26 protein-coding genes are annotated in these 25,552 nt (G+C 60.3%); 17 read left to right on the forward strand and 9 right to left on the reverse strand.

The features are described from left to right. Nucleotides 1–180: 180 nt before the first annotated feature. The 3 genes from AC07NR_RS04145 to AC07NR_RS04155 form a co-directional block, all read right to left on the reverse strand. On the reverse strand, nt 181–1,164 hold the full coding sequence (locus AC07NR_RS04145) for a TauD/TfdA family dioxygenase (protein ID WP_495077870.1): 984 nt from the start codon (nt 1,162–1,164) through the stop codon (nt 181–183). A gap of 39 nt (nt 1,165–1,203) precedes the next feature. Further along, nucleotides 1,204–1,944, reverse strand: a complete 741-nt coding sequence (locus AC07NR_RS04150) for a thioesterase II family protein (protein WP_495077871.1) — start codon at nt 1,942–1,944, stop codon at nt 1,204–1,206. 72 nt (nt 1,945–2,016) lie between these two features. Then, nucleotides 2,017–3,189, reverse strand: a complete 1,173-nt coding sequence (locus AC07NR_RS04155; RefSeq protein ID WP_248744226.1) for an MFS transporter — start codon at nt 3,187–3,189, stop codon at nt 2,017–2,019. 208 nt (nt 3,190–3,397) lie between these two features. On the opposite strand from AC07NR_RS04155, the gene AC07NR_RS04160 reads away from it, so the two are divergent. From AC07NR_RS04160 to AC07NR_RS04175, 4 genes are all read left to right on the forward strand, one after another. Then, nucleotides 3,398–4,198 carry a glucose 1-dehydrogenase gene (locus AC07NR_RS04160; protein ID WP_305835246.1) on the forward strand — a complete coding sequence of 267 codons (801 nt, stop codon included), beginning with the start codon at nt 3,398–3,400 and terminating at the stop codon, nt 4,196–4,198. Beyond that, nucleotides 4,191–6,017: a glycoside hydrolase family 15 protein gene (locus tag AC07NR_RS04165; RefSeq protein ID WP_495077872.1), complete on the forward strand. Its 1,827-nt coding sequence runs from the start codon at nt 4,191–4,193 to the stop codon at nt 6,015–6,017. The genes AC07NR_RS04160 and AC07NR_RS04165 overlap by 8 nt, the downstream gene beginning before the upstream one ends. 308 nt (nt 6,018–6,325) lie before the next feature. After that, entirely contained in the window at nt 6,326–6,715 is a 390-nt protein-coding gene (locus AC07NR_RS04170; RefSeq protein ID WP_085703523.1) for a hypothetical protein, read from the forward strand. Nucleotides 6,716–6,725: 10 nt separating this feature from the next. Further along, the gene (locus AC07NR_RS04175; protein ID WP_495077873.1) at nt 6,726–7,625 is read left to right on the forward strand and encodes an alpha/beta fold hydrolase; all 900 of its coding nucleotides are present in this window, start codon (nt 6,726–6,728) and stop codon (nt 7,623–7,625) included. On the opposite strand, the gene AC07NR_RS04180 is transcribed toward AC07NR_RS04175, so the two are convergent. Next, on the reverse strand, nt 7,594–8,577 hold the full coding sequence (locus AC07NR_RS04180; protein ID WP_495077874.1) for a GlxA family transcriptional regulator: 984 nt from the start codon (nt 8,575–8,577) through the stop codon (nt 7,594–7,596). The two genes, AC07NR_RS04175 and AC07NR_RS04180, sit on opposite strands and share 32 nt — an antisense overlap. Nucleotides 8,578–8,665: 88 nt before the next feature. Here AC07NR_RS04180 and inhA point away from each other — a divergent pair, with 88 nt between their 5' ends. The 3 genes from inhA (at nt 8,666) to AC07NR_RS04195 (ending at nt 11,945) form a co-directional block, all read left to right on the forward strand. Next, nucleotides 8,666–9,352 carry an isonitrile hydratase gene (inhA, locus tag AC07NR_RS04185; RefSeq protein ID WP_495077875.1) on the forward strand — a complete coding sequence of 229 codons (687 nt, stop codon included), beginning with the start codon at nt 8,666–8,668 and terminating at the stop codon, nt 9,350–9,352. Between the two features lie 133 nt (nt 9,353–9,485). Then, nucleotides 9,486–10,277: a CPBP family glutamic-type intramembrane protease gene (locus tag AC07NR_RS04190; protein WP_495077876.1), complete on the forward strand. Its 792-nt coding sequence runs from the start codon at nt 9,486–9,488 to the stop codon at nt 10,275–10,277. A gap of 102 nt (nt 10,278–10,379) precedes the next feature. Then, nucleotides 10,380–11,945, forward strand: coding sequence for a methyl-accepting chemotaxis protein (locus AC07NR_RS04195; protein ID WP_085711948.1), 1,566 nt, complete (start codon nt 10,380–10,382; stop codon nt 11,943–11,945). A gap of 524 nt (nt 11,946–12,469) precedes the next feature. On the opposite strand, the gene AC07NR_RS04200 is transcribed toward AC07NR_RS04195, so the two are convergent. The 3 genes from AC07NR_RS04200 to AC07NR_RS04210 form a co-directional block, all read right to left on the reverse strand. Further along, a complete protein-coding gene (locus AC07NR_RS04200) occupies nt 12,470–12,829 on the reverse strand; it encodes a DUF6124 family protein (protein ID WP_085711946.1) in 360 nt (119 codons plus the stop codon). A gap of 88 nt (nt 12,830–12,917) precedes the next feature. Next, nucleotides 12,918–13,283, reverse strand: a complete 366-nt coding sequence (locus tag AC07NR_RS04205; protein ID WP_495077877.1) for a DUF6124 family protein — start codon at nt 13,281–13,283, stop codon at nt 12,918–12,920. Nucleotides 13,284–14,038: 755 nt separating this feature from the next. Beyond that, nucleotides 14,039–14,716, reverse strand: a complete 678-nt coding sequence (locus AC07NR_RS04210) for an alpha/beta family hydrolase (protein ID WP_495077878.1) — start codon at nt 14,714–14,716, stop codon at nt 14,039–14,041. A 95-nt stretch (nt 14,717–14,811) separates the two neighbouring features. Between AC07NR_RS04210 and ccoN (AC07NR_RS04215) the strand changes: the two genes are divergently transcribed. The 8 genes from ccoN (AC07NR_RS04215) (at nt 14,812) to ccoP (AC07NR_RS04250) (ending at nt 21,712) form a co-directional block, all read left to right on the forward strand. Further along, nucleotides 14,812–16,236: a cytochrome-c oxidase, cbb3-type subunit I gene (gene ccoN, locus AC07NR_RS04215; RefSeq protein WP_011333291.1), complete on the forward strand. Its 1,425-nt coding sequence runs from the start codon at nt 14,812–14,814 to the stop codon at nt 16,234–16,236. A gap of 10 nt (nt 16,237–16,246) precedes the next feature. Beyond that, complete coding sequence (gene ccoO, locus AC07NR_RS04220) at nt 16,247–16,855, forward strand: cytochrome-c oxidase, cbb3-type subunit II (protein ID WP_085700207.1); 609 nt, start codon at nt 16,247–16,249, stop codon at nt 16,853–16,855. A 5-nt stretch (nt 16,856–16,860) separates the two neighbouring features. Beyond that, entirely contained in the window at nt 16,861–17,058 is a 198-nt protein-coding gene (locus tag AC07NR_RS04225; RefSeq protein WP_495077879.1) for a cbb3-type cytochrome oxidase subunit 3, read from the forward strand. Further along, on the forward strand, nt 17,055–18,008 hold the full coding sequence (gene ccoP / locus AC07NR_RS04230) for a cytochrome-c oxidase, cbb3-type subunit III (protein WP_085711943.1): 954 nt from the start codon (nt 17,055–17,057) through the stop codon (nt 18,006–18,008). The genes AC07NR_RS04225 and ccoP (AC07NR_RS04230) overlap by 4 nt, the downstream gene beginning before the upstream one ends. A gap of 481 nt (nt 18,009–18,489) precedes the next feature. Then, nucleotides 18,490–19,932, forward strand: coding sequence for a cytochrome-c oxidase, cbb3-type subunit I (ccoN, locus tag AC07NR_RS04235; protein ID WP_085711942.1), 1,443 nt, complete (start codon nt 18,490–18,492; stop codon nt 19,930–19,932). After that, on the forward strand, nt 19,932–20,540 hold the full coding sequence (gene ccoO, locus AC07NR_RS04240) for a cytochrome-c oxidase, cbb3-type subunit II (RefSeq protein ID WP_007905434.1): 609 nt from the start codon (nt 19,932–19,934) through the stop codon (nt 20,538–20,540). Before ccoN (AC07NR_RS04235) ends, ccoO (AC07NR_RS04240) begins: the two co-directional genes overlap by 1 nt. Nucleotides 20,541–20,546: 6 nt before the next feature. Next, nucleotides 20,547–20,732, forward strand: coding sequence for a CcoQ/FixQ family Cbb3-type cytochrome c oxidase assembly chaperone (locus AC07NR_RS04245; protein WP_003175465.1), 186 nt, complete (start codon nt 20,547–20,549; stop codon nt 20,730–20,732). Next, complete coding sequence (gene ccoP / locus AC07NR_RS04250; RefSeq protein WP_085711941.1) at nt 20,729–21,712, forward strand: cytochrome-c oxidase, cbb3-type subunit III; 984 nt, start codon at nt 20,729–20,731, stop codon at nt 21,710–21,712. The genes AC07NR_RS04245 and ccoP (AC07NR_RS04250) overlap by 4 nt, the downstream gene beginning before the upstream one ends. A gap of 73 nt (nt 21,713–21,785) precedes the next feature. Here the strand turns inward: ccoP (AC07NR_RS04250) and AC07NR_RS04255 are convergent, their stop codons facing one another. Then, nucleotides 21,786–22,031, reverse strand: a complete 246-nt coding sequence (locus tag AC07NR_RS04255; RefSeq protein WP_495077880.1) for a hypothetical protein — start codon at nt 22,029–22,031, stop codon at nt 21,786–21,788. A 69-nt stretch (nt 22,032–22,100) separates the two neighbouring features. Continuing rightward, complete coding sequence (locus AC07NR_RS04260) at nt 22,101–23,105, reverse strand: metallophosphoesterase family protein (protein WP_495077943.1); 1,005 nt, start codon at nt 23,103–23,105, stop codon at nt 22,101–22,103. 470 nt (nt 23,106–23,575) lie between these two features. On the opposite strand from AC07NR_RS04260, the gene ccoG reads away from it, so the two are divergent. Together ccoG and AC07NR_RS04270 are read left to right on the forward strand one after the other, a co-directional pair. Next, nucleotides 23,576–24,991 (forward strand): cytochrome c oxidase accessory protein CcoG, encoded by a 1,416-nt coding sequence (gene ccoG, locus AC07NR_RS04265; protein ID WP_119426411.1) that lies wholly within the window; start codon nt 23,576–23,578, stop codon nt 24,989–24,991. 11 nt (nt 24,992–25,002) lie between these two features. Next, a complete protein-coding gene (locus AC07NR_RS04270; RefSeq protein ID WP_248744239.1) occupies nt 25,003–25,542 on the forward strand; it encodes a FixH family protein in 540 nt (179 codons plus the stop codon). The last annotated feature ends 10 nt before the right edge of the window (nt 25,543–25,552 follow it).

Consider the following 25,552-nt stretch of genomic DNA (forward strand, 5'->3'; position numbering starts at 1 on the left):
GTCCTTGCTGATCGGCGGCGTGACCAGGAGGCCCGGTCGTATCAACAAGAACGAATGACAAACGCAATGATTTAGCGGGGCCGGGCAATCCCCGGGCGATAACCAAAGGGATCGACACGCAAATGCCGAAGCCGGTACAGAACCGGCTTCGGCACCCTGTCACTCAAGCGGCGCGCCCCTTCAGAGCGCGTCCTGCGAATGCCCCTCGGCCATGGCGACGATGACCTTGCGCGGGCCTTCGAACGGCGAACGGGCATGAGCCGACAACATGTTGTCGAGCATCAGCACATCACCTTCCTGCCACGGGAAACTGATGGCGCATTCATCAAGTACCGCGCGGATCTGGCTCAGGACCTCATCTTCAATGGGCGAGCCATCGCCGTAATAGACGTTACGCGGCAAGTCCTCTTCATCGACGATGTCCAGCAGACTCTCGCGCACTTCCGGTTGCAGGTTGGAAATGTGGAACAGGTGCGCCTGATTGAACCAGACCATGTCCCCGGTGACCGGATGCTGCGCCACGGCCTGACAGGTCTGGCGGGTGCGCAGTTCTCCGTCGTCCTTCCATTCGCAGATGATGCCGTGGGCCTGGCAATAGGCTTCGACTTCAGCCTGGTCGTCGGTGTTGAACACATCCTCCCAGGCCACATCCAGGCCGTTGCCGAAATTGCGCACGTACATCAGGCCCTTGCTGACGAAGCGTTCGCGGATCGCTACCGGAATCCGCCGATACACTTCGCGACTGTCGGCAATCGGCGTTTCACCACCGGATCTGGCCGCGATCATGCTGTAGAACCAGATCTTCATCGGCCAGTCCCGGGAGTAGGCCTGCTCGTTGTGCAGCGGAATACTCTGGTGCGCCGGGTACTCGGTGGAGGTGTACACGCCCTGGGTCACGTTGGTGCGTGGCGTGGAGCCAAACTCGTAGTTCAACAATGGATGGCCGAAGCTCGCGGCGAATTCGCGAAAGCGCTCCGCGCCATCCAGGCGGAACCCGCGAAACAGCAGGCCGCCATCGCGCAGCAAATGCTCATCCACCAGTTCTTTCAGCTCATCGAACACCGCCAGCAGATCCGTATCGGCATCGCTCGCCTCCACCAGCAGCGGCAGGCGACCGCGTTGCGGCAACAACGGACGGACGGAAAATCCCTCAGCAACAGCCATGACTGGCCTCCTCAAAACACTCGATAGGTGAACCGCGCTTCACAGCGCCGGTGCCGCCGACAGCACATGGCGCCGGTGATGGACTTCCAGGTGACTCTTGAGCGTGCGGATGACCCGGGCTTCATGTTCATGAATGAAGAAGTGCCCACCGGTCATCATGTCCACCGAGAAGCTGCCAAGGGTCTCTTTGCTCCAACCGATCAATTGTTCGGTGGTCGCCCGGTCTTCCTTGCCGCCCAGCACATGCACCGGGCAATTGAGCAGTGGCCGTTCCACCGGCGTGAAGCGGCCGCACATCATGAAATCGGCACGCAGCACCGGCAGGGTCAGGCTCATCAGCTCCTGGTTGGCCAACACTTCTTCGCTGGTGCCCTGAAAGGTGCGCAACTGGTCGATCAATTCTTCGTCACTGCGCGCCTCGGCAAAACCGCGGTCGTAATCGCTGCGCATGCTCGGGGCAGCCGTGCCGGAAGCGAACAGCGCCACCGCTTCGGGCGCGCCAAGATCGCGAAAGGCATGGGCCAGCTCACACGCCAGCAGCGCGCCCAGGCTATGCCCGAACAACGCGTACGGCGTTTGCAATGTGGGTTTGAGTTCACGGGCCAGTTGCCGGGCCAGCGCCCGCATGTCGATTTGCAGGGGTTCGTCGTAGCGCGCGCCGCGCCCGGGCAACTCCACCGGTTGCAGTTGCATCCACGACGGCAACTGGCGCCGCCAGCGGCTGTAGACCATGGCGCTGGCGCCCGAATAGGGCAGGCACAGCAGTGTCAGCTTTGTCACCGCGTTTACCTCAATGGGTTATCTGTAAAAGAGAACGGATGAGGTACTTCGGGAATTAGTCTGCTGCGTCGATCACTTCAAGTGACGGAAACTCTGCACCGCCGACGCCAGCACCACCGCCCCGGCCACTATCGCCAGCCAGAACCCGCTGCGGGCGCCGAACGCATCCACCAGCGCGCCGGAACCGGCAGCGCCGATGGCCACGCCGATGCTCAGGCCGGTCACCAGCCAGGTCAGGCCTTCGGTGAGTTTGGCCGGCGGCACGATGCGTTCGATCAATGCCATCGCCACGATCAGGGTCGGCGAGAAGAACAGCCCGGCAATGAACACTGCCACGGCCAGGCCGAAGATGTTGGTCGCCAGCAACAGCGGCAGCGTGGTCACCGCCGTCGCTAGACCGCCGTAAAGGAACAGGCGCGGCAACGGCAGCTTCGAGCGCATCGCCCCGAACGCAATGCCGGCCAGGCAGGAACCGATGGCATACACCGACAACACGATGCTCGCCGCCGCCGGTTGCCCCTGCTGCTGGGCGAACGCGACGCTGACCACATCGACCACGCCGACGATCATGCCCATGGCGACCATCAACAACAGGAGCCATTGCACGTCGGTGGAACGAATGATCGAGCCCTGATGATGCGATTCATGCGGATGCACCGGCGGCTCGGTGCCGCGCTGGGCGACGAATGCCGTCACGCCGATCGCCAGCATTATCAGCGCCGCCAGTGGCCCGGCTTCAGGAAACACGCCGACGCACAGCCCCACCGACAGCGGCGGCCCGACAATGAAGCAGACTTCATCGAGCACCGACTCCAGCGCATACGCGGTCTGCAATTGCGGCTGGCCGCGATAGATTTCCGTCCAGCGCGCCCGCACCATCGCCGACATGCTCGGCATGCAACCGGCCAGCGCGGCGCAGACGAACAGCGTCCAGTTCGGCGCCTGCAAACGGGTGCACAGCAGCAACATCAGCAACGCCCCGCCACCGATCAGCGCCGACACCGGCAGAATCCGCCCCTGACCGTAACGGTCCACCAGTCGCGACACCTGCGGCGCACAGAATGCCGTGGCCAAGGCGAAGGTTGCCGCCACGCCACCGGCCAGCGCATAGCCGCCGGTCAACTGCGAAAGCATAGTGATCACGCCGATGCCAGTCATGGAAATCGGCATGCGCGCGATCATCCCGGCCATCACAAAGGCCCGGGCGCCGGGGGCGTTGAACAGTTCGCGGTAAGGGTTTGCCATCGTTTGTTGCCTCATCAGGGGCGGCCAACTTGCCACAAAGCCCGAGGGGCGCGAAAGCGAGGAATTGTTGGTGGAATGTGAAGTCCCCAATGCGTGCAAGGCCAATCGCTGGGCTGCAAAGCTGTCGATCATTTCATGTACGCGGATGAACTCTCGCCGCCGGCCGCCAGTCAGCTAAGTAAGCCCTCAACCCAAGGCGCGACCCTGCATGCAGATTTCCCTCGCTCGCCAGGTGGCACTGGTCACCGGCGCCAGTTCCGGCATCGGCCACGGCGCCGCCAAAGCCCTGGCCGCCGCCGGTGCCGCCGTCGTCATCAACTACAACCGTCAGGCCGATCCCGCCGAAGCGCTGGCCCGGCAGATCGTCGCCGACGGTGGCCAGGCCATCGCCATCGGTGCCGATGTTTCGAAGGAAGAGGATGTGGAGCGACTGTTCCAGCAGACCCTCGACGCCTTCGGCACGCTGGACATTCTGGTGGCCAATTCCGGCCTGCAAAAAGACGCGGCGGCTGTGGATATGTCGCTGGCCGACTGGAACACGGTGATCGGCGTCAACCTTACCGGCCAGTTCCTCTGCGCGCGCGCCGCGCTGCGGATCTTCAATCGCCAGGGTATTCGCGAAGGCGTGTCCCGGGCCGCCGGCAAGATCATCCACATGAGCTCGGTGCACCAGCGCATTCCGTGGGCCGGGCACGTGAACTACGCGGCGTCCAAGGGCGGCGTTGATCAGTTGATGCAGACCCTGGCCCAGGAAGTCAGCCACCAGCGAATCCGCATCAACGGCATCGCGCCGGGAGCGATTCGCACGGCGATCAATAAAGAGGCCACCGAAGGCGACGCCGGCCAGGCTTTGCTCAAACTCATCCCTTACGGGCGCATCGGCGATGTCGAGGACGTGGCCAACGCGGTGGTGTTCCTCGCCTCCGATGCCTCCGACTACATCGTCGGCACCACCCTGTTCATCGACGGCGGCATGAGCCTCTATCCGGAGTTCCGTGGCAATGGCTGAGCATCCTTCCGAACGACAAAGCCCCATCGACGCCCACGGCATCATTGGCGACATGCGCAGTGCGGCGCTGGTCAATGACAAGGGCAGCGTGGATTTCTTCTGCTGGCCGGAGTTCGACAGCCCATCGATTTTCTGTTCGCTGCTGGACACGCCCGATGCGGGGATTTTCCAGTTGGCCCCGGACCTGCCCGATGCCCGCCGCGAGCAGATTTATTTGCCGGATACCAACGTTTTGCAGACCCGCTGGCTGAGCGATCACGCCGTGGTGGAAATCACCGATCTGCTGCCCATTGGCGACAACGATGAGGCATTACCGGTTTTGATCCGCCGGGTTCGAGTGGTCAGTGGGCAGGCAACGTTTCATCTGCGTTGCGCCGTCCGGCATGACTATGCCCGCGCTGAAACTCACGCCGCAATCGACAAGAAGGATGTGCTGTTCAGCGCCAGCGGGCAGCCGACACTGCGGCTGGCCTCAGATCAAGCCTTGAGCGTCGATCACGATGCGGCAATCGGGCAATTCACCCTCAAGCAGGATGAAACGGCAGCGTTCATGCTCGGCGCCAGCGACGATCCGCGTTTTGCCGAAGGAGCCGCCAAGCTGTGCATCGAGCGCACGCTGAAGTTCTGGCGCGACTGGATCGGCCAGTCCAACTATCGCGGGCGCTGGCGGGAAATGGTCAACCGCTCGGCCCTGGCCCTGAAGTTGCTGACCTCACGCCAGCACGGCGCAATCCTCGCCGCCGCCACGTTCGGCCTGCCGGAAACCCCCGGCGGCGAGCGCAACTGGGACTATCGCTACACCTGGATCCGCGATGCCTCCTTCACCGTTTACGCCTTCATGCGCCTGGGCTTTGTCGACGAAGCCAACGGCTACATGCGCTGGCTGCGCGGGCGGGTCAGCGATTGCAGTGGCCAGCCGATGAAACTGAACATCCTCTACGCCATCGACGGCCGCCAGGAACTGCCGGAAACCGAACTCACGCATTTGTCCGGGCATGGCGGCGCAAAACCGGTGCGCATCGGCAATGGCGCCTACGACCAGATTCAACTGGATATCTTCGGCGAACTGATGGACGCCGTTTATCTGGTCAACAAGTACGGCGACGCGATTTCCCACGAAGGCTGGAAACATGTGATGGAAGTGGTCGATCAGGTCTGTGAGACCTGGCAGACCAAGGATGTAGGCATCTGGGAAATGCGCGGTGAGCAACATCACTTTCTGCACTCGCGGCTGATGTGCTGGGTGGCGCTGGACCGGGCGATCCGCCTAGCCTCGAAACGCTCGCTGCCGGCGCCGTTCGCCCGCTGGGACCAGACCCGCCAGGCAATCCACGCCGACATCTGGGACAACTTCTGGAACGAAGAGCGCGGGCACTTCGTGCAATACCAGGGCGGCACCGCGCTGGACGGTTCGATGTTGCTGATGCCGCTGGTGCGTTTCGTCAGCGCCAAGGATCCGCGCTGGCTCGCGACGCTGGAGGCCATCGAGAAGCATCTGGTGCGCGACGGCATGGTTTACCGCTATCGCAATGACGATTCGGGGATCGACGGCTTGTCCGGCACCGAGGGCGCCTTCGCCGCGTGCTCGTTCTGGTACGTGGAATGTCTGGCAAGGGCCGGGCAACTGGAAAAGGCCCATCTGGAGTTCGAGCAACTGCTGCGTTATGCCAATCCGCTGGGGTTGTACGCGGAGGAATTCGACAACCGTGGCCGGCATCTGGGCAATACGCCTCAGGCATTGACGCATCTGGCGCTGATCAGTGCGGCGAGTTTTCTCGATCGCAAGTTGAGTGGGGAGAAGAATTACTGGCAGCCGTAGTCATCCTTATTCGCCAGTGCCTGTAAGAAAGATCTCAACCCCAATCGCCGCTTGTAGGATGCCCACCTACGAGCGGCAAACACTCCCGAGCCTTGCAGTTGAAGGGCTGGCCCACACAATCGATTCCTTTCGATACAACTTGTTGATGGCAAGGCCTACAAAAACCTGCCAACCCCGTGTAACGCTTGGCCCGCAACTCGCACTTACACCCCGAAATACCTTGTTGCCAGCTGTTACATCCCCCCCTACCATCCACCGCAACGGGCACAGCGGAGCTGTCCAATAAAAACCCGATTCAAGGAACCAGAATGAGCCAACGCATCCACCGCCCCATCGATTCCCCTCTGCGCACGGGCCTGACCCGCGACGAGCTGTGGGAAGCCGCCGACAAGGGCCTGATCAAATGCTGGGAAATCGGCCGCCAGCGCGCCGCCCGCTTCCCCGACCTCGCCCAACGCTGCAGCGCCGACGAACTGCCGGTGCTGGGCTGGAAAGGTGGCGTCAGTCGCAGCCTGAAGAAGAATGAAAAGTACGGATCGTTGAAATACCTTGCCCAGTGGCAGGGGCTGCGCGGGGAAGATCTGGATATTGATCTGGGTTCAGAGCGGGTCATGACCTGCTCGCGGACGAAAATGGTGGTGACGTTTACCCCGGATCGCAGCAAGTATTTCAATCAGGTGGCGGAAGCCGAAACTTGAGGAATCCCGTATGACCCAAGCCGTGATGCAGTTTTGCAAGACTGAAAGTCTGACCATCGCCTATGAGCATCACGGCCCGGAAAACGGCACGCCGGTCATCCTGCTTCATGGTTTCCCCTACTCCCCCCGCACCTACGACGAAATCGCCCCGCCCCTCGCCGCCAAGGGTTACCGGGTGATCGTGCCGTATCTGCGCGGCTACGGGCCGACCCGTTTCAACCGCCCGGACACGCTGCGTTCCGGCCAGCAAGCAGCGCTGGCTCAGGATCTGCTGGATCTGATGGACGCACTGGGTATCGAGCAAGCGACGTTGTGCGGTTATGACTGGGGTGGTCGGGCGGCGTGCATTGTGGCGGCGCTGTTTCCGGAGCGGGTGCGCGGTTTGGTGACGGGCGATGGCTATAACCTGCAGGACATTCCGAATTCAATCCAGCCGTTGGATCCCGAGACCGAGCATCGTTTCTGGTATCAGTACTACTTCCACACGCCCCGTGGCGTTGAAGGACTGACGCAGAATCGTCGGGCGCTGTGCGAGTTGCTCTGGCAGTTGTGGTCACCGACCTGGGCGCGGAACGCCGAGCGTTATCCGCTGAGCGCACCGGCCTTCGACAACCCGGATTTCGTCGAGGTGGTGATTCACTCTTATCGCCATCGCTTCATGTATGCGCCGGGCGATCCGGCGCTGGAGTGGATGGAGCAGGCGCTGGAGAAACAACCGGTGATCAGCGTTCCGACGATTTCGCTGTGCGGTGCCGATGATGGCGTCGGCCCGGCACCGGAGGACGATGAAGATGCACACCGCTTCACAGGGATTTACGAGCGGCGGGTGCTGGCCGGTGTCGGGCATAACATTCCCGAGGAAGCGCCGAACGAGACGCTCAAGGCATTACTGGATCTGCTCCGGCACTGACCGAAAACCGCTCCCGATAAGCCTGCGGCGTCACGCCCATGGCCCGCAGGAAACTGCGTCTTAACGTCTCTTCACTGCCAAATCCACAATTGGCCGCCACCCGTTTGATCGGCAATCCCGTATCGCTCAGCAACCGGCGCGCAGTTTCAACGCGGATCAGTTCGATGGCACGGGCCGGGGTCTGGCCGGTGTCGGCGCGGTAGTGGCGCACGAAACTGCGTTCGCTCATGCCGGCCTGTTCGGCGAGCGTCGGGATGCCCAGATCGCAGGTCAGGTGTTCGGCAATCCACGCGTGCAAATCGTCAAAACGGTTGCCCTGCTTTTGCAGTGACAGCGTCACGCTGAATTGCGACTGCCCGCCCGGGCGCTTGAGGAACACCACCAGTTGCCGGGCGACGTCCAGGGCCATGTCGCGACCGAGGTCGTCTTCGACCATGGCCAGCGCCAGGTCGATGCCGGCGGTGACGCCCGCCGAGGTCCAGACCGGGCCGTCGTTGATGAAGATCGGATTCGGTTCGACCTGCAAGCGCGGGTGTTGCTGTGCCAGTTGCTCGCAGCGGGTCCAGTGGGTGACGACCCGGCGACCGTCGAGCCAGCCACTGGCGGCCAACAGAAATGCGCCGGTGCAGACCGAGGCCACGCGTCGGCAGCCGTTCGCGTGCTCTCGCACCCAACTCACCAACTCGACATCTTCGGAAGCCGCATACACGCCCCAGCCGCCGGCGATGATCAGGGTATCGCTGGGCTGTTTCGGCAGTGGTTCGGCCAGCATCGCCAACCCGGCGGACGAGTTCACCGCCCCACCGCCGCTGGCAATCACCGTTGGCGCGTAAGGCGCAGGCAAACCCTGCTGGCGGGCGATGTCGTTGGCCGAGGCGAAGACCTGCAACGGCCCGGTGACATCGAGCAATTGCACATTGGCGAACGCGAGGACGTGGATGGTTTTCGGCATTTGGCGTAATTCGAGGGCTGATTGGCGTATGCGCCAAAACCTACGCGCCTACAGTGAAGCCGTCCACCCCTTTTCACGGAGATGAATCATGGCGTTGCAGATCGGTTTTCTGTTGTTTCCACAGGTGCAGCAACTCGACCTGACCGGCCCGTATGACGTGCTGGCCTCGTTGCCGGACGTGCAGGTGCATCTGGTCTGGAAGGATCTGGTGCCGGTCACCGCCAGCACCGGGCTGGTGTTGAAACCGACCACTACCTTCGAGGACTGCCCGGATCTGGATGTGATCTGCGTACCCGGCGGCGCCGGGGTCGGGCCGTTGATGGAGGACGAGCAGACGCTGGCGTTCATCAAGGCGCAAGCGGCGCAGGCGCGGTACGTGACGTCGGTGTGCACCGGTTCGCTGGTGCTCGGGGCGGCGGGTCTGTTGCAGGGCAAACGGGCGACTACGCACTGGGCGTATCACGATTTGCTGCCGACACTGGGCGCGATTCCGGTGAAGGATCGGGTGGTGCGTGACGGCAATCTGTTTACCGGGGGCGGCATCACGGCCGGGATCGATTTTGCCCTGACACTGGCGCAGGAACTGGTCGGTGCCGACACGGCACAACTGGTGCAGTTGCAGCTGGAATATGCACCGGCTCCGCCGTTTGATTCGGGCAGCCCGGACACTGCGCCGAGCGGGATTGTCGATGAGGCGCGCAAGCGTGCAGCGCCTTCGCTGAAACTGCGCCGGGAAATCACCGAGCGCGCGGCGGCGAAGCTCAATCTGCGCTGATTCGTGCGTAGCACAGGCCCTGTGGGGATCAACCCACAGGGCCCGCGTCCCGGTTTCCCCCTGCACCTTCACTTGTCCCCTCGCCCCCACCCGTGTAGAAAGCCTGTCCACAAATCGTGCACAAGGACTTTCCATGACAGCTCTGCCATGGCTCTATCTCGGGCTTCTCAGCCTTGGTTACGGATTGGCGCTGAGCTTCGGCCAGCTCGGCTGGCTGGCGCTGATCTCCATCGCACTGCTGGTTTTCGCCGGTTACGCCGTGCGCCAGCAAACCGTGCCGGTCGGGCGCTTTCTCGGTCATGGCCTGTTTATCGTGCTGGCCGTGGCGCTGGCCATGCACTGGCTGCCGGGCTTCTATAACGGCCGGGCCATTCCGGCGCAGCGCTTCACTGACAACGCCGTGCCGTTCTCGATGTTCGTGAATCTGGACAAACCGCTGATTGGCTTCTGGCTGTTGCTGGTCTGCCCGTGGATCGTCGCGCGGCGCTCGTTGCGCCTGACCGTTTACGCCACCGCACTGGCACTGACGTTGAGCGTGATCCTGGCGCTGGGCGGCGCGGTGTTGCTGGGCATGATCACCTGGGCGCCGAAATGGCCGGATCAGGCGTGGCTGTGGGTGCTGAACAACCTGCTGCTGGTGACGCTGGTCGAAGAAGCGCTGTTTCGCGGCTATATACAGGGCGGCTTGAGTCGGCAATTCAAACACCTGGCCTACGGCGAAAACCTCGCGCTGCTGCTCGCGTCCCTGCTGTTCGGCCTGGTGCATGTGGGCGCCGGCTGGCAATGGGTGTTGCTGGCGGGCCTGGCGGGTGTCGGCTATGGTCTGGCCTATCGTTTTGGCGGGCTTGCTGCAGCGATCGCCACGCACTTTGGTCTGAACCTGCTGCATTTCGGCCTGTTCACCTATCCGATGCTCGCGGGTTGAAGCAAGCCCCGTTTTGCGACGCCGTACTTATAAATGAAAAAAAACTTCAACAAATCGCCGACCCCGCCGACAACCTTTCAAAGCCTTGCGGATTGAAAAACCATGCGTAATAACCAGCCCATTACACAACGCGAACGGACTTTCCCGGCTCAGCAACGGTTGATTTCCACAACCGACGCCAAAGGCGTGATCACCTACTGCAACGACGCTTTCGTCGAAATCAGCGGGTTTTCGCGTGAGGAACTGATCCGTGCGCCGCACAACCTGGTTCGTCACCCCGACGTCCCGGCTGCGGTGTTTTCGCACATGTGGGGCACACTGAAACAAGGCTTGCCATGGATGGGCATTGTCAAGAATCGCTGCAAGACCGGTGATCATTACTGGGTGAACGCCTATGTAACGCCGGTGTTCGATGGCAGTCAGGTGGTCGGTTACGAGTCGGTGCGGGTCAAACCGTCCGCCGAACAGATCCGCCGTGCCGAAGCGCTCTACCAACGCATCAACCAGGGCAAGTCGGCGATTCCTTCGAGCGACAAATGGCTGCCGATCGTACAGGACTGGCTGCCGTTCATTCTGGTCAGCCAGTTGAGCTTCATGATCGGCGCCACCCTGAACTCGCAGTGGGGCTTCGCCCTCGCCGCCGGCCTGTCGGTGCCGCTGGGCCTGCTGGGCCTGCAATGGCAGCAACGCGGGCTCAAGCGCCTGCTGCGTCTGGCCGAGCAGACCACGTCTGACCCGCTGATCGCGCAGATGTACACCGACAGCCGTGGCGCCCAGGCGCGTCTGGAGATGTCGATCCTCAGCCAGGAAGCGCGCCTGAAAACCTGCCTGACCCGCCTGCAGGACACCGCCGAGCACCTGACCGATCAGGCCAAACAGTCCGACGCCCTGGCGCACAACAGCTCCAGCGGTCTGGAACGTCAGCGTGTGGAAACCGAACAGGTCGCCACCGCCGTCAACCAGATGGCCGCGACTACTCAGGAAGTGGCGAGCCACGTCCAGCGCACCGCCGACGCCACCCAGGAAGCCAATCGCCTGACCGGCCGCGGCCGCGACATCGCCGGGGAAACCCGCGAAGCCATCCAGCGCCTGTCGGTCGTCGTCGGTGAAACCGGCCTGACCGTCACTCAACTGGCCAAGGACAGCGACGAAATCGGCGGCGTGGTCGACGTGATCAAAGGCATCGCCGACCAGACCAACCTGCTCGCGCTCAACGCTGCGATTGAAGCCGCGCGGGCCGGCGAGATGGGCCGTGGTTTTGCCGTGGTCGCCGACGAAGTCCGCCAACTGGCACAACGCACCAGCGAATCCACCGGCCAGATCCACGCCCTGATCGCCAAGCTGCAACAGACTGCCTCCAGCGCCGTGCAAACCATGGAAGCCGGCCATCGCCAGGCGGAAGAAGGTGTCGCACGGGTTCTGGAAGCGGATCAGGCCTTGGTCGGCATCAGCGAAGCGGTGGCCAACATCACCGACATGACCACCCAGATCGCCGCCGCGACCGAAGAGCAAAGTGCCGTGGCTGAAGAAATCAGCCGCAACATCAGCAACATCTCGGAACTGGCAGACCAGACCTCGGAACAGGCGCATAACTCGGCGTTGCTGAGTGAAGAGCTGACCAAGACTGCCAACACGCAGTATTCGTTGGTTGAGCGGTTTAACCGCTGATTGCTCTGGCAATAAAGAAACCCCGGACAGCGAAAGCTTCCGGGGTTTTTATTGCCTGTCTGAAATGTATGTGGCCATAACCGCCCTCTTCGTGGGCAAGCCCACTCCCACAGGGTTTCGCATTGGTCAAAAAATCTCGCAACACCACCATCATTGTGGGAGCGGGCTTGCCCGCGAAGAGGCCCGGCCTGCTGGCGAAAATCTCATTCGAAAAGCGCGGACGGTGCCTACAACTGAATCAGACCCAACTGACTGGCACGCGATGAAGCCTGGCTCTACTTTGTCGTTCAAACTTATTCACACGAGCTAGCCAGCATGAATACATCACCTATGCAGAATCCGAGGGTCAGGACCGACAAGTCTGTGAGAAAGGAAATCCGGGGTGAACTGACATTCCTTGACGTGCAGCGAGCAGCGCGTGATGGGCAGAAAGCATTCGATGAATTTGTGATCACTGGCAGGCTGTGACCTTTTGATAGCGATAAAAAAACCGGAAGCCAAACGCTTCCGGTTTTTTGTGCCGTTTACTCCTTCGGCACGAGGTTATCCAGCGCCTGATTCACCGCCAATTCCCCCAACATCACCACTTGCGCAATGCCCAACAGCGTCTTGCGGTTAGGCCCTTCCAGCAGCCCGGCAAAATCACCGAGCATGACCGTGGCTGACGCGAGGGATTCGCAGGCATTGGCTAGCAAGGACTCCGTGTCAATTTGCGGGTTGACCCTGAACATGTCGTTTGGGGTGTAGGGCGTGGCCATGATCTTGGCTGCGGGGGTCAAGTAATAGTCGAGGGCGCGTTCGGCGGCGTCGTGGAGTTTTCTTGAATCGGGAAACTCGTAGGGGGACACCGGATCTTCTAACGGTGGAATGACGGTCGTGGACATCAGCTGGAACTCCGGACAAGAGTCGCTTGAGGATTTGTGTAGACGGCTGCCAGGCAGTGAGAGGACAAGCCCCTCACCGAGGCGGCAACTACCGCGAGACGTGATGGTTATCCAGCACGCGATTGACCAGCAGCTCACTCAGCATGATGACCTGCTGCAGTATCTGCATCGCCTTGCGCTGCGACGTATCGACGGTGTCGCCGATATCCCGGGCCATGTCGCTGGCCGACGACAGCGTTTCGCACGCTTCGACCAGCAGCGTTTCGTCATCCACCGTTGGATTGACCAGATAGATCCTGCCCGGCTTGCGCGACGGCTTGGACGTCTTCTGCGCCCCGGGATCGAGGTAATGATTGATCGCCCGCTCGGTGGCCGTTTTTATGTTTTCGGCTTCGAGTGCGGCGTCGTAGGGGATTGAATCGGTTTCTGGTGGGTTTGGTGTGGCTTTGAACATAGATAGAGCTCCAGTTTCGAATGTTTAGGAGCCATCACCCTCGCTACCAAACGAAGGGTGGTGGCCATACGCGGGTTGGTAGACCGGTCGAAACGGGAAACCCGGCGCTCACAAAGGAGCCCCGCGCATGCCCACCATAAAATCTGAGCCCCAAACAAGGGACTGCATATGGTGACGCCATACGACGGTTTCGAAGCGGGCTACCAAACCCGATCACTGTTTTTCAGTGACAGGGAAACGATATAGCCCTTTCCGAACCGCGTAAGCCGGCGGATTCTGGCGTACGCGTAGGCAACGACGCAAGGTGTTGTAGCCCTTATGGCGTAACGGTTCGTGTACTTTAAACGCCGTCTCGGAATTACGTTTACGCACAGAAAACAAGCAGATCTTTCCCTGCTGCAATCCGCATGGCTCCTCACCACTCAACACGATGAGCGTTAGCTCGAGTACCGCTTTTGATCTTGATCCACGGGCGACGTCGGAAGGCTGAGTGGAGGGATTTATCCGGGGGTGGGAGCGCAGCGACCGTTTGGCGAAGCCAAACACATCGAGAGGAGGTGCAGCGAAGCAAACCGGAGGCGATGCCCCCGGATGAATCCCGGAGCGAAGGAACCCCGAGCCTCAGCGAGCGGGCCGGACGTAGGAGCAAGACCTTTTGGTTACTTTTGGGGCGTTTGCCAAAAGTGACCCGCCGTAAGGGCGGAACCCTAAGCAGCCATAACCGCAGCAACGGATATACACCCCAAAACCAAACCTCAACGAAGAAACCCGGCAACCCTCTCCGCCGCCAAAGCCAAATGCTGCTCATGCGTAAACCCGGAAACCTTGAGCGGCTTCAAATCATGATCCCCAGAGGCCAACCAAAACACCTCAATACTCGGCGATAGATCGTAAGCCTCAACGACGTCCCGATTCCCCAACGCATCCCGCTCGCCTTGCACGATTAGAGTCCGAGTCTTCAACCCAGCCAAATGCTCAACCCGAGGCTTCTCCGGTTTCCCAACCGCATAAAACGGATAACCCAAGCAAACCAACGCATCAGCGCCAAGCTCATCGGCAAGCAAACTCGCCATCCGCCCCCCCATCGACTTCCCGCCAACCGCCAAAACCCCAGTGACATGAAGTCGCACCAAGCCATAAACCTCACGCCAACATTCGAGCAACTTCGGCGCCGGATTCGGCGGACGTTTACTGCCATCAACCCGCCGCTGCGCCATATAAGGAAACTCAAACCGCAACACGTTGATACCAAGCCCGGCAAGGCGCCCAGCCACATCCGTCATCCACTCACTGTCCATCGGCGCCCCCGCCCCATGCGCGAGAATGAGCGTCGCCGAAGCCTCCCCAACAGCCGCATCCCAAAGCCACCCGTGATCCCGCAGGCACTGCGCCCATTGATCCCCGTCAATACTGGCCTTGTGCTGTTTGTCCATGCTTGCCTCGCTTTTAGTCTGCCTATAACTCCAGGCGAAGGATTCGCGGCGTTTTCTGCGCGCGCTCACTTCGGCTGAACCGTGGATGGGGAACCATGAACACTTCTATCAGTACCGCCTACAACTACAAGGTGGTCCGCCAATTCGCCATTATGACGGTGGTGTGGGGCATCGTCGGCATGGGGCTCGGGGTTTTTCTCGCGGCTCAATTGGTCTGGCCCGAACTCAACTTCAACCTGCCGTGGACCAGCTTCGGACGCCTGCGCCCGCTGCACACCAACGCGGTGATCTTCGCGTTCGGCGGCTGTGCCTTGTTCGCCAGTTCGTTCTACTCGGTGCAGCGCACCTGCCAGACGCAATTGTTTGCGCCGAAAATTGCTGCGTTCTGCTTCTGGGGCTGGCAGCTTGTGATCCTGCTGGCGGCCATCAGCCTGCCGCTGGGTTACACCAGTTCCAAGGAATACGCCGAACTGGAATGGCCGATCGACATTCTGATCACCATCGTCTGGGTCGCCTACGCCATCGTGTTCTTCGGCACGATCATGCAGCGCAAGACCAAACACATTTATGTGGGCAACTGGTTCTTCGGCGCATTCATCATCACCGTGGCGATCCTGCACATCGTCAACAATCTTGAGTTGCCGGTGAGCTTCACCAAGTCCTACTCGGTGTACGCCGGTGCAACCGATGCGATGGTGCAATGGTGGTACGGCCACAACGCCGTAGGCTTTTTCCTCACCGCCGGTTTCCTCGGGATGATGTACTACTTCGTGCCGAAGCAGGCCGAACGTCCGGTGTATTCGTATCGCCTGTCGATCGTGCACTTTTGGGCGCTGATCACCCTGTACATCTGGGCAGGTCCGCACCACTTGCACTACACCGCGCTGCCGGACTGGGCACAGTCGCTGGGCATGGTGATGTCGCTGGTACTGCTGGCGCCAAGCTGGGGCGGCATGATCAACGGCATGATGACCCTCTCGGGCGCCTGGCATAAGTTGCGTAGCGACCCGATCCTGCGCTTCCTGGTGGTGTCGCTGGCGTTCTACGGCATGTCGACCTTCGAAGGTCCGATGATGGCGATCAAAACAGTGAACGCCCTCTCCCACTACACCGACTGGACCATTGGCCACGTACACGCCGGCGCCCTCGGCTGGGTGGCGATGATCTCCATCGGCGCGCTGTACCACATGATCCCGAAAGTCTTCGGCAAAGAGCAGATGCACAGCATCGGCCTGATCAACGCGCACTTCTGGCTCGCGACCATCGGCACCGTGCTCTACATCGCCTCGATGTGGGTTAACGGCATCGCCCAGGGCCTGATGTGGCGTGCGGTGAACGAGGACGGCACGCTGACCTACTCCTTCGTCGAAACCCTGGTGGCCAGCCACCCTGGCTTCGTCGTGCGGCTGATTGGCGGGGCGATCTTCCTCAGCGGCATGTTCCTGATGGCTTACAACACCTGGCGCACCGTGCGGGCCTCGCAGCCTGCTGACGTCGTTGCTGCCGCGCAGATGGCCTGAGGAGTCCGCCATGAAACACGAAACGATTGAAAAGAACGTCGGCCTGCTGATGCTGTTGATGGTGTTCGCCGTGAGCATCGGCGGCCTGACCCAGATCGTCCCGCTGTTCTTCCAGGACGTGACCAACAAACCGGTGGAAGGCATGAAGCCCTACACCGCGCTGCAACTGGAAGGCCGCGACATCTACATCCGCGAAGGCTGCGTCGGCTGCCACTCGCAGATGATCCGTCCGTTCCGCGCCGAAACCGAACGCTACGGCCACTACTCGGTAGCCGGTGAAAGCGTGTGGGATCACCCGTTCCTGTGGGGCTCGAAACGTACCGGTCCGGACCTGGCCCGTGTAGGTTCGCGTTACTCGGATGACTGGCACCGTGCGCACTTGTACAACCCGCGCAACGTCGTGCCGGAATCGAAAATGCCGGCCTACCCGTGGCTGGTCACCCAACCGGTCGACAGCAGCCACACCGAAACCAAGCTCAAGGTCATGCGCACCCTCGGCGTGCCGTACACCGACGACGACATCAGCGGCGCGGTGGCCAGCCTCAAGGGCAAGACCGAAATGGACGCCCTCGTCTCCTACCTGCAAGTGCTCGGCACTGCGATCAAGAGCAAGAGGTGATCGAGATGGCCTTAGAAATGAGCGCGGGGCTGATTCGCGGCCTCGGCACGGTCGTGGTGTTCGTGGCCTTCGTCGGCCTGACCCTGTGGGTGTTCAACCGCAAGCGCACGCCGGAATTCGCCGAAGCGCGCCTGCTGCCGTTTGCCGACGAGCCGCAACCCGACCCAACCCAAGCTAATGAAACAAGGAGTACCCGGCCATGACCACCTTCTGGAGTACGTGGATCTGCGTACTGACCATCGGCAGCCTGATCGGCCTGACCTGGCTGCTGGTCGGCACCCGTCGGGGCGAGACCAAGGGCAGCGTCGACCAGACCATGGGCCACAGCTTCGACGGCATCGAGGAGTACGACAACCCGCTGCCGCAGTGGTGGTTCATGCTGTTCGCCGGCACGCTGGTGTTTTCCGTGGGCTATCTGATCCTGTATCCGGGCCTGGGCAACTGGAAAGGCATCCTGCCCGGCTACGAGGACGGCTGGACCGGCGTCCACGAGTGGGAAAAGGAAATGAGCAAGGCCGACGCCAAATTCGGGCCGATCTTCGCCAAATTCGCCGCCATGCCGGTGGAAGAAGTGGCGAAGGATCCGCAGGCGCTGAAAATGGGTGGCCGTCTGTTCGCCTCCAACTGCTCGGTGTGCCACGGCTCGGACGCCAAGGGTGCCTTCGGCTTCCCTAACCTCGCCGACCAGGACTGGCGTTGGGGCGGCAGTGCCGAGACGATCAAGACCACCATCATGGGTGGCCGGATCGCGGCGATGCCGGCCTGGGGCGAGTCACTCGGTGAGGTGGGCGTGAAAAACGTCGCCGCTTACGTGCGTCACGAGCTGGCCGGGCTGCCACTGCCGGCGGACAACAAGGCCGACCTGCAAGCCGGACAGCAGACGTTCAGCACCATGTGCGTAGCCTGTCATGGGGCAACCGGCCAGGGCACTGAAGCCATGGGTGCGCCGAATCTGACGCACCCGGCCGGATTTATCTATGGCACCAGCCTGACCCAGCTTGAGCAGACCATTCGCCATGGTCGTCAGGGCCACATGCCGGCTCAGAACGAGCTGCTGGGCAACGATAAAGTGCAATTGCTGGCCGCTTATGTGTACAGCCTTAGCCATGGATTGAATACAGAAAAACTGATTACTGAAGACAACAAACAGTAATCGCTGCATACAAAACTGCCGCACGTTTCCAGTGCGGCAGTTTCCAGTCTCTTTGCGACGCATTGTCGCACCCCTTCTTGCCCTCTCCTTTCGGTTCCCCGGATTCGGGTCTACGCTTGCTCGATGCGGACTGGCCCGTGCCGGTTCCAGGTCGACCCCGAGCGAGGCGTTGAACGAATCGGCTGACTGACATGGCCGCAAAGGCCGGTAGATACCGGCTGTCGTGCCGATTACCGTCCGTCACCCGAACCGAGCGTTCGAACACACCCCGTTACATCCGACCGGAACCCCTCGCTTTTTTCGTCCGCTGCGACATTTTGCCCGAGGGCAATTTTGTCCTTACGCGGCGCATGGAAAGGCCGCAGAATCAGCGTTGGAAAGCATTGACCCAGGTCATGGCGCGTTGCATTGACCCCCTGCTTTCTACATACTTGCGGCCGATTTTAATCCTAATAAAACACCCAAACCGTGGAACCTTAGAATGAGCACAGCAATCAGTCCGACTGCTTATAACTATAAGGTAGTCCGCCAGTTCGCCATCATGACGGTGGTCTGGGGGATCCTTGGCATGGGGCTCGGTGTCTTCATTGCCTCGCAACTGGTCTGGCCGGAGTTGAACTTCGGTCTGCCGTGGACGAGCTTTGGACGCCTGCGCCCGTTGCACACAAACCTGGTGATTTTCGCCTTCGGTGGTTGTGCACTGTTTGCCACTTCCTACTATGTCGTGCAGCGAACCTGCCAGACGCGACTGATTTCCGACAGCCTAGCGGCCTTCACCTTCTGGGGATGGCAAGCGGTCATCGTCGGCGCGATCATTACCTTGCCGCTGGGTTACACCACCACCAAGGAATACGCGGAACTGGAATGGCCTCTCGCCATTTTGCTGGCCATTGTCTGGGTCACCTACGGTCTGGTGTTCTTCGGCACCATCACCAAGCGCAAGACCAAACACATCTACGTCGGTAACTGGTTCTACGGCGCGTTCATCGTCGTGACCGCGATGCTGCACATCGTCAACCACGCCTCGCTGCCGGTCAGCTTCTTCAAGTCCTACTCGGCCTACGCCGGTGCGACCGACGCGATGATCCAGTGGTGGTACGGCCACAACGCCGTGGGTTTCTTCCTGACCACCGGCTTCCTGGGGATGATGTACTACTTCGTGCCGAAACAGGCCGAACGTCCGATCTACTCCTATCGCCTGTCGATCGTGCACTTCTGGGCACTGATCACCCTGTACATCTGGGCCGGCCCGCACCACCTGCACTACACCGCGCTGCCGGACTGGGCGCAATCGCTGGGCATGGCGATGTCGATCATCCTGCTGGCACCAAGCTGGGGCGGCATGATCAACGGCATGATGACCCTGTCGGGCGCCTGGCATAAGCTGCGCACCGACCCGATCCTGCGCTTCCTCGTGGTCTCCCTGGCGTTCTACGGCATGTCGACCTTCGAAGGCCCGATGATGGCGATCAAGACCGTCAACTCGCTCTCGCACTACACCGACTGGACCATCGGCCACGTACACGCCGGCGCGCTCGGCTGGGTGGCGATGATCTCGATCGGCGCGATCTACCACATGATCCCGAAACTGTTCGGCCGTGCGCAGATGCACAGCGTGGGTCTGATCAACGCGCACTTCTGGCTCGCGACCATCGGTACGGTTCTGTACATCGCTTCGATGTGGGTCAACGGCATCACCCAAGGCCTGATGTGGCGTGCAATCAACGACGACGGCACCCTCACCTACTCGTTCGTCGAAGCGCTGCAGGCCAGCCACCCTGGCTACATCGTTCGCGCCCTGGGCGGTGCGTTCTTCGCCAGCGGCATGTTCCTGATGGCCTACAACGTGTGGCGCACCGTTCGCGCCTCGGACCCGGCTGAAGCTGAAGCCGCCGCCAAGATCGCCGTAGTTGGAGCTCACTGATGAAGCATGAAGCTGTCGAGAAGAATATTGGCCTGCTGGCTTTCTTCATGGTCATCGCCGTCAGCGTCGGTGGCCTGACCCAAATCGTTCCGCTGTTTTTCCAGGACGTCACCAACAAGCCGGTCGAAGGCATGAAGCCGCGCACCGCCCTTGAACTGGAAGGCCGCGACGTTTACATCGCCAACGGCTGTGTCGGCTGCCACTCGCAGATGATCCGTCCGTTCCGCGCCGAAACCGAACGCTACGGCCACTACTCGGTCGCCGGTGAAAGCGTCTGGGATCACCCGTTCCTGTGGGGTTCCAAGCGTACCGGCCCGGACCTGGCCCGTGTCGGCGGTCGTTACTCCGATGACTGGCAGCGTGCGCACCTGTACAACCCGCGCAACGTCGTGCCTGAGTCGAAAATGCCGGCTTACCCGTTCCTCGTGGAAAACAAGCTCGACGGCAAAGACACGGCCAAGAAAATGGAGGTGTTGCGCACGCTCGGCGTCCCTTACACCGACGAAGACATTGCCGGTGCAAAAGACGCTGTGAAGGGTAAAACCGAAATGGACGCGCTGGTGGCCTATCTGCAAGGCCTGGGCACCATCATCAAAAGCAAACGGTGATTCTTAATGGATATCGGGATGATTCGAGGCCTGGGCACCGTTGTCGTGATGGTTGCCTTCATCGGTCTGGCGTTGTGGGTGTTCAGCCCCAAGCGCAAGTCGGAGTTTGAAGACGCGACCTTGCTGCCCTTCGCGGATGATCCCGAAGCCATCAAGCACGTCGAGCAAGCTTCTAGGAGTAACAAAGAATGACTACATTCTGGAGTCTGTACGTCACAGTCCTCAGTCTCGGTACGATCTTTTCCCTGACCTGGCTGTTGCTGTCGACCCGCAAGGGCCAGCGCACCGAGCAGACCGACGAGACGGTCGGCCACTCCTTCGACGGGATCGAGGAGTACGACAACCCGCTGCCGAAATGGTGGTTCATGCTGTTCGTGGGCACCATCGTGTTCGCCCTGGGTTATCTGGTGCTGTACCCGGGCCTGGGCAGCTGGAAAGGTCTGCTGCCGGGCTACAACTACCTCGATAACGAAAAGCAGACCCCATTCGCCAACGGCCAGACCGGCTGGACCGGCGTTCACGAGTGGGAAAAGGAAATGGCTCGCTCGGACGCCAAGTTCGGTCCGATCTTCGCCAAGTTCGCTGCGATGCCAATCGAGGAAGTCGCGAAGGATCCGCAAGCCCTGAAGATGGGTGGCCGCCTGTTCGCCTCCAACTGCTCGGTCTGCCACGGTTCCGACGCCAAGGGCGCTTATGGTTTCCCTAACCTGACCGACGCCGACTGGCGCTGGGGCGGCGAGCCGGAAACCATCAAGACCACCATCATGGGCGGTCGTCACGCGGTGATGCCGGCCTGGGCTGAAGTGATCGGTGAACAAGGCGTGGCCGACGTGGCGGCCTTCGTGCTGACCAACCTCGATGGCCGCAAGCTGCCGGAAGGCACCAAGGCAGATCCGGCCAACGGCCAGAAACTGTTCGCCGCCAACTGCGTGGCGTGCCACGGTCCGGAAGGCAAAGGCACCCCGGCAATGGGCGCACCCAACCTGACCCACCCGGCCGCGTTCATCTACGGCTCGAGCTTCGCGCAACTGCAGCAGACCATCCGTTACGGCCGTCAGGGCCAGATGCCTGCCCAGGAACAACTGCAAGGCAACGACAAGGTGCACCTGCTGGCGGCGTATGTTTACAGCCTGTCCCATGGTGAAAAAGCACCGGAAGCCGAAGCCCAGTAAGGCCGACGCTTGAAGCAAAAGAAGGCCCCGCCAGTGAGAACTGGCGGGGCCTTTTTACTTCCCCTCTATTGATTCAAAGAATATTGCCTCCGCCGAGACTGTCCAGGCCTGAAGGTCTGTGCGGCCTGCCAGCATCGTCCTGCGGGTTGCGCTTCTGCCTGGTCTCCTCGGCAGCTTCGGCCGACTCAAGCGCTGCCAGAGCTGCTTGCAGGTGCGCGACGGCAATGGCGGCGCCCGGAATGGAGCTATTGAGAATGACGTTCAGTGCGTCCATTTCTTCCTGAGTAATGCCGAGTGCATTGAGAGTGCTTTTGTTCATACATTTTCATCCTTGAATAAAGTCCGGTGCTCCGGATAAAGCCAATGAAAGTGGTGCCTTTTACGTTACTCAGGGACGACTGGCCCAGATGGACTTCACTGGAACCGTGTGTACGAAATTCGGTTTGCGCCAGTCATTGTTCTCGATCAGGTTGATGTGCAACTGCTTGCGATCATCAGAAAAGCTGGCCGTCAGGTAGGTTTGCTGGGACGTTGCGCCGCTGAGAAACATCGGCACCTTACCCATCCAGCGCTTGCCTCCCCCTTGCGTATGGTAGTGACCGGCAAAAATGGCGGTGACTTCATATTTCTCGATCATGTCCCGAAAGCGCTGCTCCTGTTGCCAGTCCCCCTGCCAGTCATCCCACTTGTGCATGTTGAGGATGATGGCGTAACCCTGGGTCCTCGCCACCCTCAAATCGTTTTCCAGCCAGTCCAGTGCGCTGGTGATGTTGAAGGTTGTCGGGTTCAACGCATGAGCAATCCTCGTGGCGTAGGTAGGCTCGTTGTTGAGTTGCACCAGATGAACTTCTCCGACATTTTTCGAGTAAGCGAGACTGCCTGAATAGCGAATATCCAGAAACGCGCCAGTGACCTTTAGATCAAAGCTGTCCACTTTGTTCTTATGGTGCTCATTGAACTCGACAATGCTGCCCGCCGCACAACTATTACTGAAACAGTCATCCACGTTATTTTCGTAATCATGATTACCCAAGCCGTACAAGTAATCACCCTTGAAGTATTTCTCCAGGGCCGACTTCATATATGACCGCTGCCAGCCATGGCCAAAAGCGGTAATGTCACCATTGATCATCAACGGGGTTGCCGCCTGCCCACCGTGAGCTTTTCGAAACTCGGCGATGCTGCCCAACTGACTGTCCACCAGCCACTTGGCACGCTTTTCGAAGTCCGCATCGGACTCCGGCGCACTGCTGTCGGTCTTGTCAGTCCAGGGATATTGCGTGTCCGATGCGAACACCATATGCCGTGGCATGCCCTCAACGGCATGAGCCAAAGTAACAGAAGAGAATAAACAGACACCCAGCAGAAATTTTACAACTCCATTAAAAGCCATAGCCTTGAAACTCCATTCAACTTGAATAATAGCCAGCGACCGAATATCGCCAGGCGCAAACATATTCGATCAAACGAAACCTTTCAAAGCAGACAGCAGGAACAATTAAATAAACTTGTTTCAAACATACAAACAACAAAGATCAGAGCACCTTGTTTCAACAAAATCTCTCGAAGTTTGAACATTAAAAAGCGAACAACAAAGTACCGGTTTTCGGCCATGCGGATCATCAGGCAGCGCAACGGCGACGAATCGCCTAGACTGATTTATCGGCACGGGAAAAAAGGGTGATCCTTCACAAGTCAATTGATTCAAGTCATTACACCATCAATTGACTTTGCCCAACGCGACCAAAGGTCGCACCCGTTCGTCGGCATCACAGGCGTATCATTGCGCCACTGCAACACCCTTTCTGACCCCGGCCGGCACGTATCGACCGAGGCATTTTTCCACTGCCGTGGGATGCAATGATGAGTAATCAGATTCCGGTACACGACGTCACGCCCCCCAACAAGAACGCGAACAACAGCGTCGACCTTTACGCCTCTCGAGAAAAAATCTACACCCGTGCTTTCACCGGCCTGTTCCGCAATTTGCGGATGATGGGCGGCACGGCGCTGTTCCTGCTGTATTTCGGTACGGTGTGGTTGAACTGGGGCGGTCACCAGGCCGTGTGGTGGAACCTGCCGGAGCGCAAGTTCTTCATCTTCGGCGCCACCTTCTGGCCCCAGGATTTCATTCTGCTCTCAGGCCTGCTGATCATTGCCGCGTTCGGCCTGTTCTTCATCACGGTGTACGCCGGGCGGGTCTGGTGTGGCTACACCTGTCCGCAAAGCGTGTGGACGTGGATTTTCATGTGGTGCGAGAAGGTCACCGAAGGCGACCGCAACCAGCGCATCAAGCTCGACAAGGCGCCGATGAGCGCCAACAAGTTCCTGCGCAAGTTCGCCAAGCACGCCATGTGGCTGCTGATCGGCTTCGTCACCGGCATGACCTTCGTCGGCTATTTCTCGCCGATCCGTGAACTGGTGTTCGACTTCTTCACAGGCCAGGCCGATGGCTGGTCGTATTTCTGGGTCGGCTTCTTCACCCTCGCCACCTACGGCAACGCCGGCTGGCTGCGTGAGCAGGTGTGCATCTACATGTGCCCGTATGCGCGTTTCCAGAGCGTGATGTTCGACAAGGACACGCTGATCGTTTCCTATGATCCGCGTCGCGGCGAAAGCCGTGGCCCGCGCAAGAAAGGCGTCGACTACAAGGCCCAGGGCCTGGGCGATTGCATCGACTGCACCATGTGCGTCCAGGTCTGCCCGACCGGCATCGACATCCGCGACGGCTTGCAGATCGAGTGCATCGGCTGCGCCGCGTGCATAGATGCCTGCGACAGCATCATGGACAAGATGGATTACCCGCGCGGCCTGATCAGCTACACCACCGAACACAACCTGTCCGGGCAGAAAACCCATAAACTGCGTCCGCGACTGATCGGTTATGCCGTGGTGCTGCTGGCGATGATCAGCCTGTTGGTGACGGCCTTCTTCATGCGTTCGCTGGTGGGTTTCGACGTCAGCAAGGACCGCGTGCTGTACCGCGAGAACGCCGAAGGCCGGATCGAAAACGTCTACAGCCTGAAGATCATGAACAAGGATCAGCGCGACCATACCTACGTGCTGGAAGCCGCCGGTCTGCCGGATCTGCGCCTGCAAGGCAAGCGCGAGATCAAGGTGCCGGCCGGGGAAATCTTCAGCATGCCGGTCGAGCTGTCGAGCGCGCCCGAACAATTGCCGTCGAGCACCAACGAGGTGAAATTCATCCTCAAGGATGCCGATGACGACAGCGTCCACGTAGAAGCCAAGAGCCGGTTCATCGGCCCACAAAATCGTTGAGAGAACTGAACATGCCCGCAGCAAACGCCGCAAGCCCTTGGTACAAGCATCTCTGGCCGTGGATCATCATCGGAATCCTGGCCTGCTCGGTGACCCTGACGCTGTCCATGGTGACCATTGCGGTGAACAACCCGGACAACCTGGTCAACGACAACTACTACGAGGCCGGCAAGGGCATCAACCGTTCGCTGGACCGTGAATTGCTGGCACAGACCCTGAAAATGCGCGCCAACGTTCATCTGGACGACGTGACCGGGGAAGTCGATCTGCGCCTGAGCGGCGACAGCCAGCCGAAAACCCTGGAACTGAACCTGATCTCGCCGACCCAGCCGGACAAGGATCGCAAGATTGTCCTGACCCGCAGCGAAACCGAACAGGGTCGTTACATTGGCCAGGTGAACGACAAGGTCGAAGGCCGTCGTTTTGTCGAGTTGCTCGGATCGCAAGGTGACCAGGTGTGGCGCATGTTCGAGGAAGAAGTGGTCAGCCATGACAAGGATCTGTTGCTCGGTGACGAACCGCTGCAAGGCGCGGAAGACCTGGACAAGTAAGCAACTCTCC

The sequence above is a fragment of the Pseudomonas sp. GW821-FHT09C09 genome (assembly GCF_059418105.1).

Excerpts from the sequence above, each read along its gene's own strand:
- AC07NR_RS04270 (WP_248744239.1), top strand. The coding sequence starts at position 25,003 with ATGCCCGCAGCAAACGCCGCAAGCCCTTGGTACAAGCATCTCTGGCCG.
- AC07NR_RS04160 (WP_305835246.1), top strand. The coding sequence starts at position 3,398 with ATGCAGATTTCCCTCGCTCGCCAGGTGGCACTGGTCACCGGCGCCAGT.
- ccoP (WP_085711943.1), top strand. The coding sequence starts at position 17,055 with ATGACCACCTTCTGGAGTACGTGGATCTGCGTACTGACCATCGGCAGC.
- AC07NR_RS04165 (WP_495077872.1), top strand. The coding sequence starts at position 4,191 with ATGGCTGAGCATCCTTCCGAACGACAAAGCCCCATCGACGCCCACGGC.
- AC07NR_RS04255 (WP_495077880.1), bottom strand. The coding sequence starts at position 22,031 with ATGAACAAAAGCACTCTCAATGCACTCGGCATTACTCAGGAAGAAATG.
- ccoG (WP_119426411.1), top strand. The coding sequence starts at position 23,576 with ATGAGTAATCAGATTCCGGTACACGACGTCACGCCCCCCAACAAGAAC.
- AC07NR_RS04155 (WP_248744226.1), bottom strand. The coding sequence starts at position 3,189 with ATGGCAAACCCTTACCGCGAACTGTTCAACGCCCCCGGCGCCCGGGCC.
- AC07NR_RS04210 (WP_495077878.1), bottom strand. The coding sequence starts at position 14,716 with ATGGACAAACAGCACAAGGCCAGTATTGACGGGGATCAATGGGCGCAG.
- AC07NR_RS04195 (WP_085711948.1), top strand. The coding sequence starts at position 10,380 with ATGCGTAATAACCAGCCCATTACACAACGCGAACGGACTTTCCCGGCT.
- AC07NR_RS04205 (WP_495077877.1), bottom strand. The coding sequence starts at position 13,283 with ATGTTCAAAGCCACACCAAACCCACCAGAAACCGATTCAATCCCCTAC.
- AC07NR_RS04200 (WP_085711946.1), bottom strand. The coding sequence starts at position 12,829 with ATGTCCACGACCGTCATTCCACCGTTAGAAGATCCGGTGTCCCCCTAC.
- ccoP (WP_085711941.1), top strand. The coding sequence starts at position 20,729 with ATGACTACATTCTGGAGTCTGTACGTCACAGTCCTCAGTCTCGGTACG.
- ccoN (WP_085711942.1), top strand. The coding sequence starts at position 18,490 with ATGAGCACAGCAATCAGTCCGACTGCTTATAACTATAAGGTAGTCCGC.
- AC07NR_RS04180 (WP_495077874.1), bottom strand. The coding sequence starts at position 8,577 with ATGCCGAAAACCATCCACGTCCTCGCGTTCGCCAATGTGCAATTGCTC.
- inhA (WP_495077875.1), top strand. The coding sequence starts at position 8,666 with ATGGCGTTGCAGATCGGTTTTCTGTTGTTTCCACAGGTGCAGCAACTC.
- ccoO (WP_007905434.1), top strand. The coding sequence starts at position 19,932 with ATGAAGCATGAAGCTGTCGAGAAGAATATTGGCCTGCTGGCTTTCTTC.
- AC07NR_RS04260 (WP_495077943.1), bottom strand. The coding sequence starts at position 23,105 with ATGGCTTTTAATGGAGTTGTAAAATTTCTGCTGGGTGTCTGTTTATTC.
- AC07NR_RS04190 (WP_495077876.1), top strand. The coding sequence starts at position 9,486 with ATGACAGCTCTGCCATGGCTCTATCTCGGGCTTCTCAGCCTTGGTTAC.
- ccoN (WP_011333291.1), top strand. The coding sequence starts at position 14,812 with ATGAACACTTCTATCAGTACCGCCTACAACTACAAGGTGGTCCGCCAA.
- AC07NR_RS04175 (WP_495077873.1), top strand. The coding sequence starts at position 6,726 with ATGACCCAAGCCGTGATGCAGTTTTGCAAGACTGAAAGTCTGACCATC.
- AC07NR_RS04225 (WP_495077879.1), top strand. The coding sequence starts at position 16,861 with ATGGCCTTAGAAATGAGCGCGGGGCTGATTCGCGGCCTCGGCACGGTC.
- AC07NR_RS04170 (WP_085703523.1), top strand. The coding sequence starts at position 6,326 with ATGAGCCAACGCATCCACCGCCCCATCGATTCCCCTCTGCGCACGGGC.
- AC07NR_RS04245 (WP_003175465.1), top strand. The coding sequence starts at position 20,547 with ATGGATATCGGGATGATTCGAGGCCTGGGCACCGTTGTCGTGATGGTT.
- AC07NR_RS04145 (WP_495077870.1), bottom strand. The coding sequence starts at position 1,164 with ATGGCTGTTGCTGAGGGATTTTCCGTCCGTCCGTTGTTGCCGCAACGC.
- ccoO (WP_085700207.1), top strand. The coding sequence starts at position 16,247 with ATGAAACACGAAACGATTGAAAAGAACGTCGGCCTGCTGATGCTGTTG.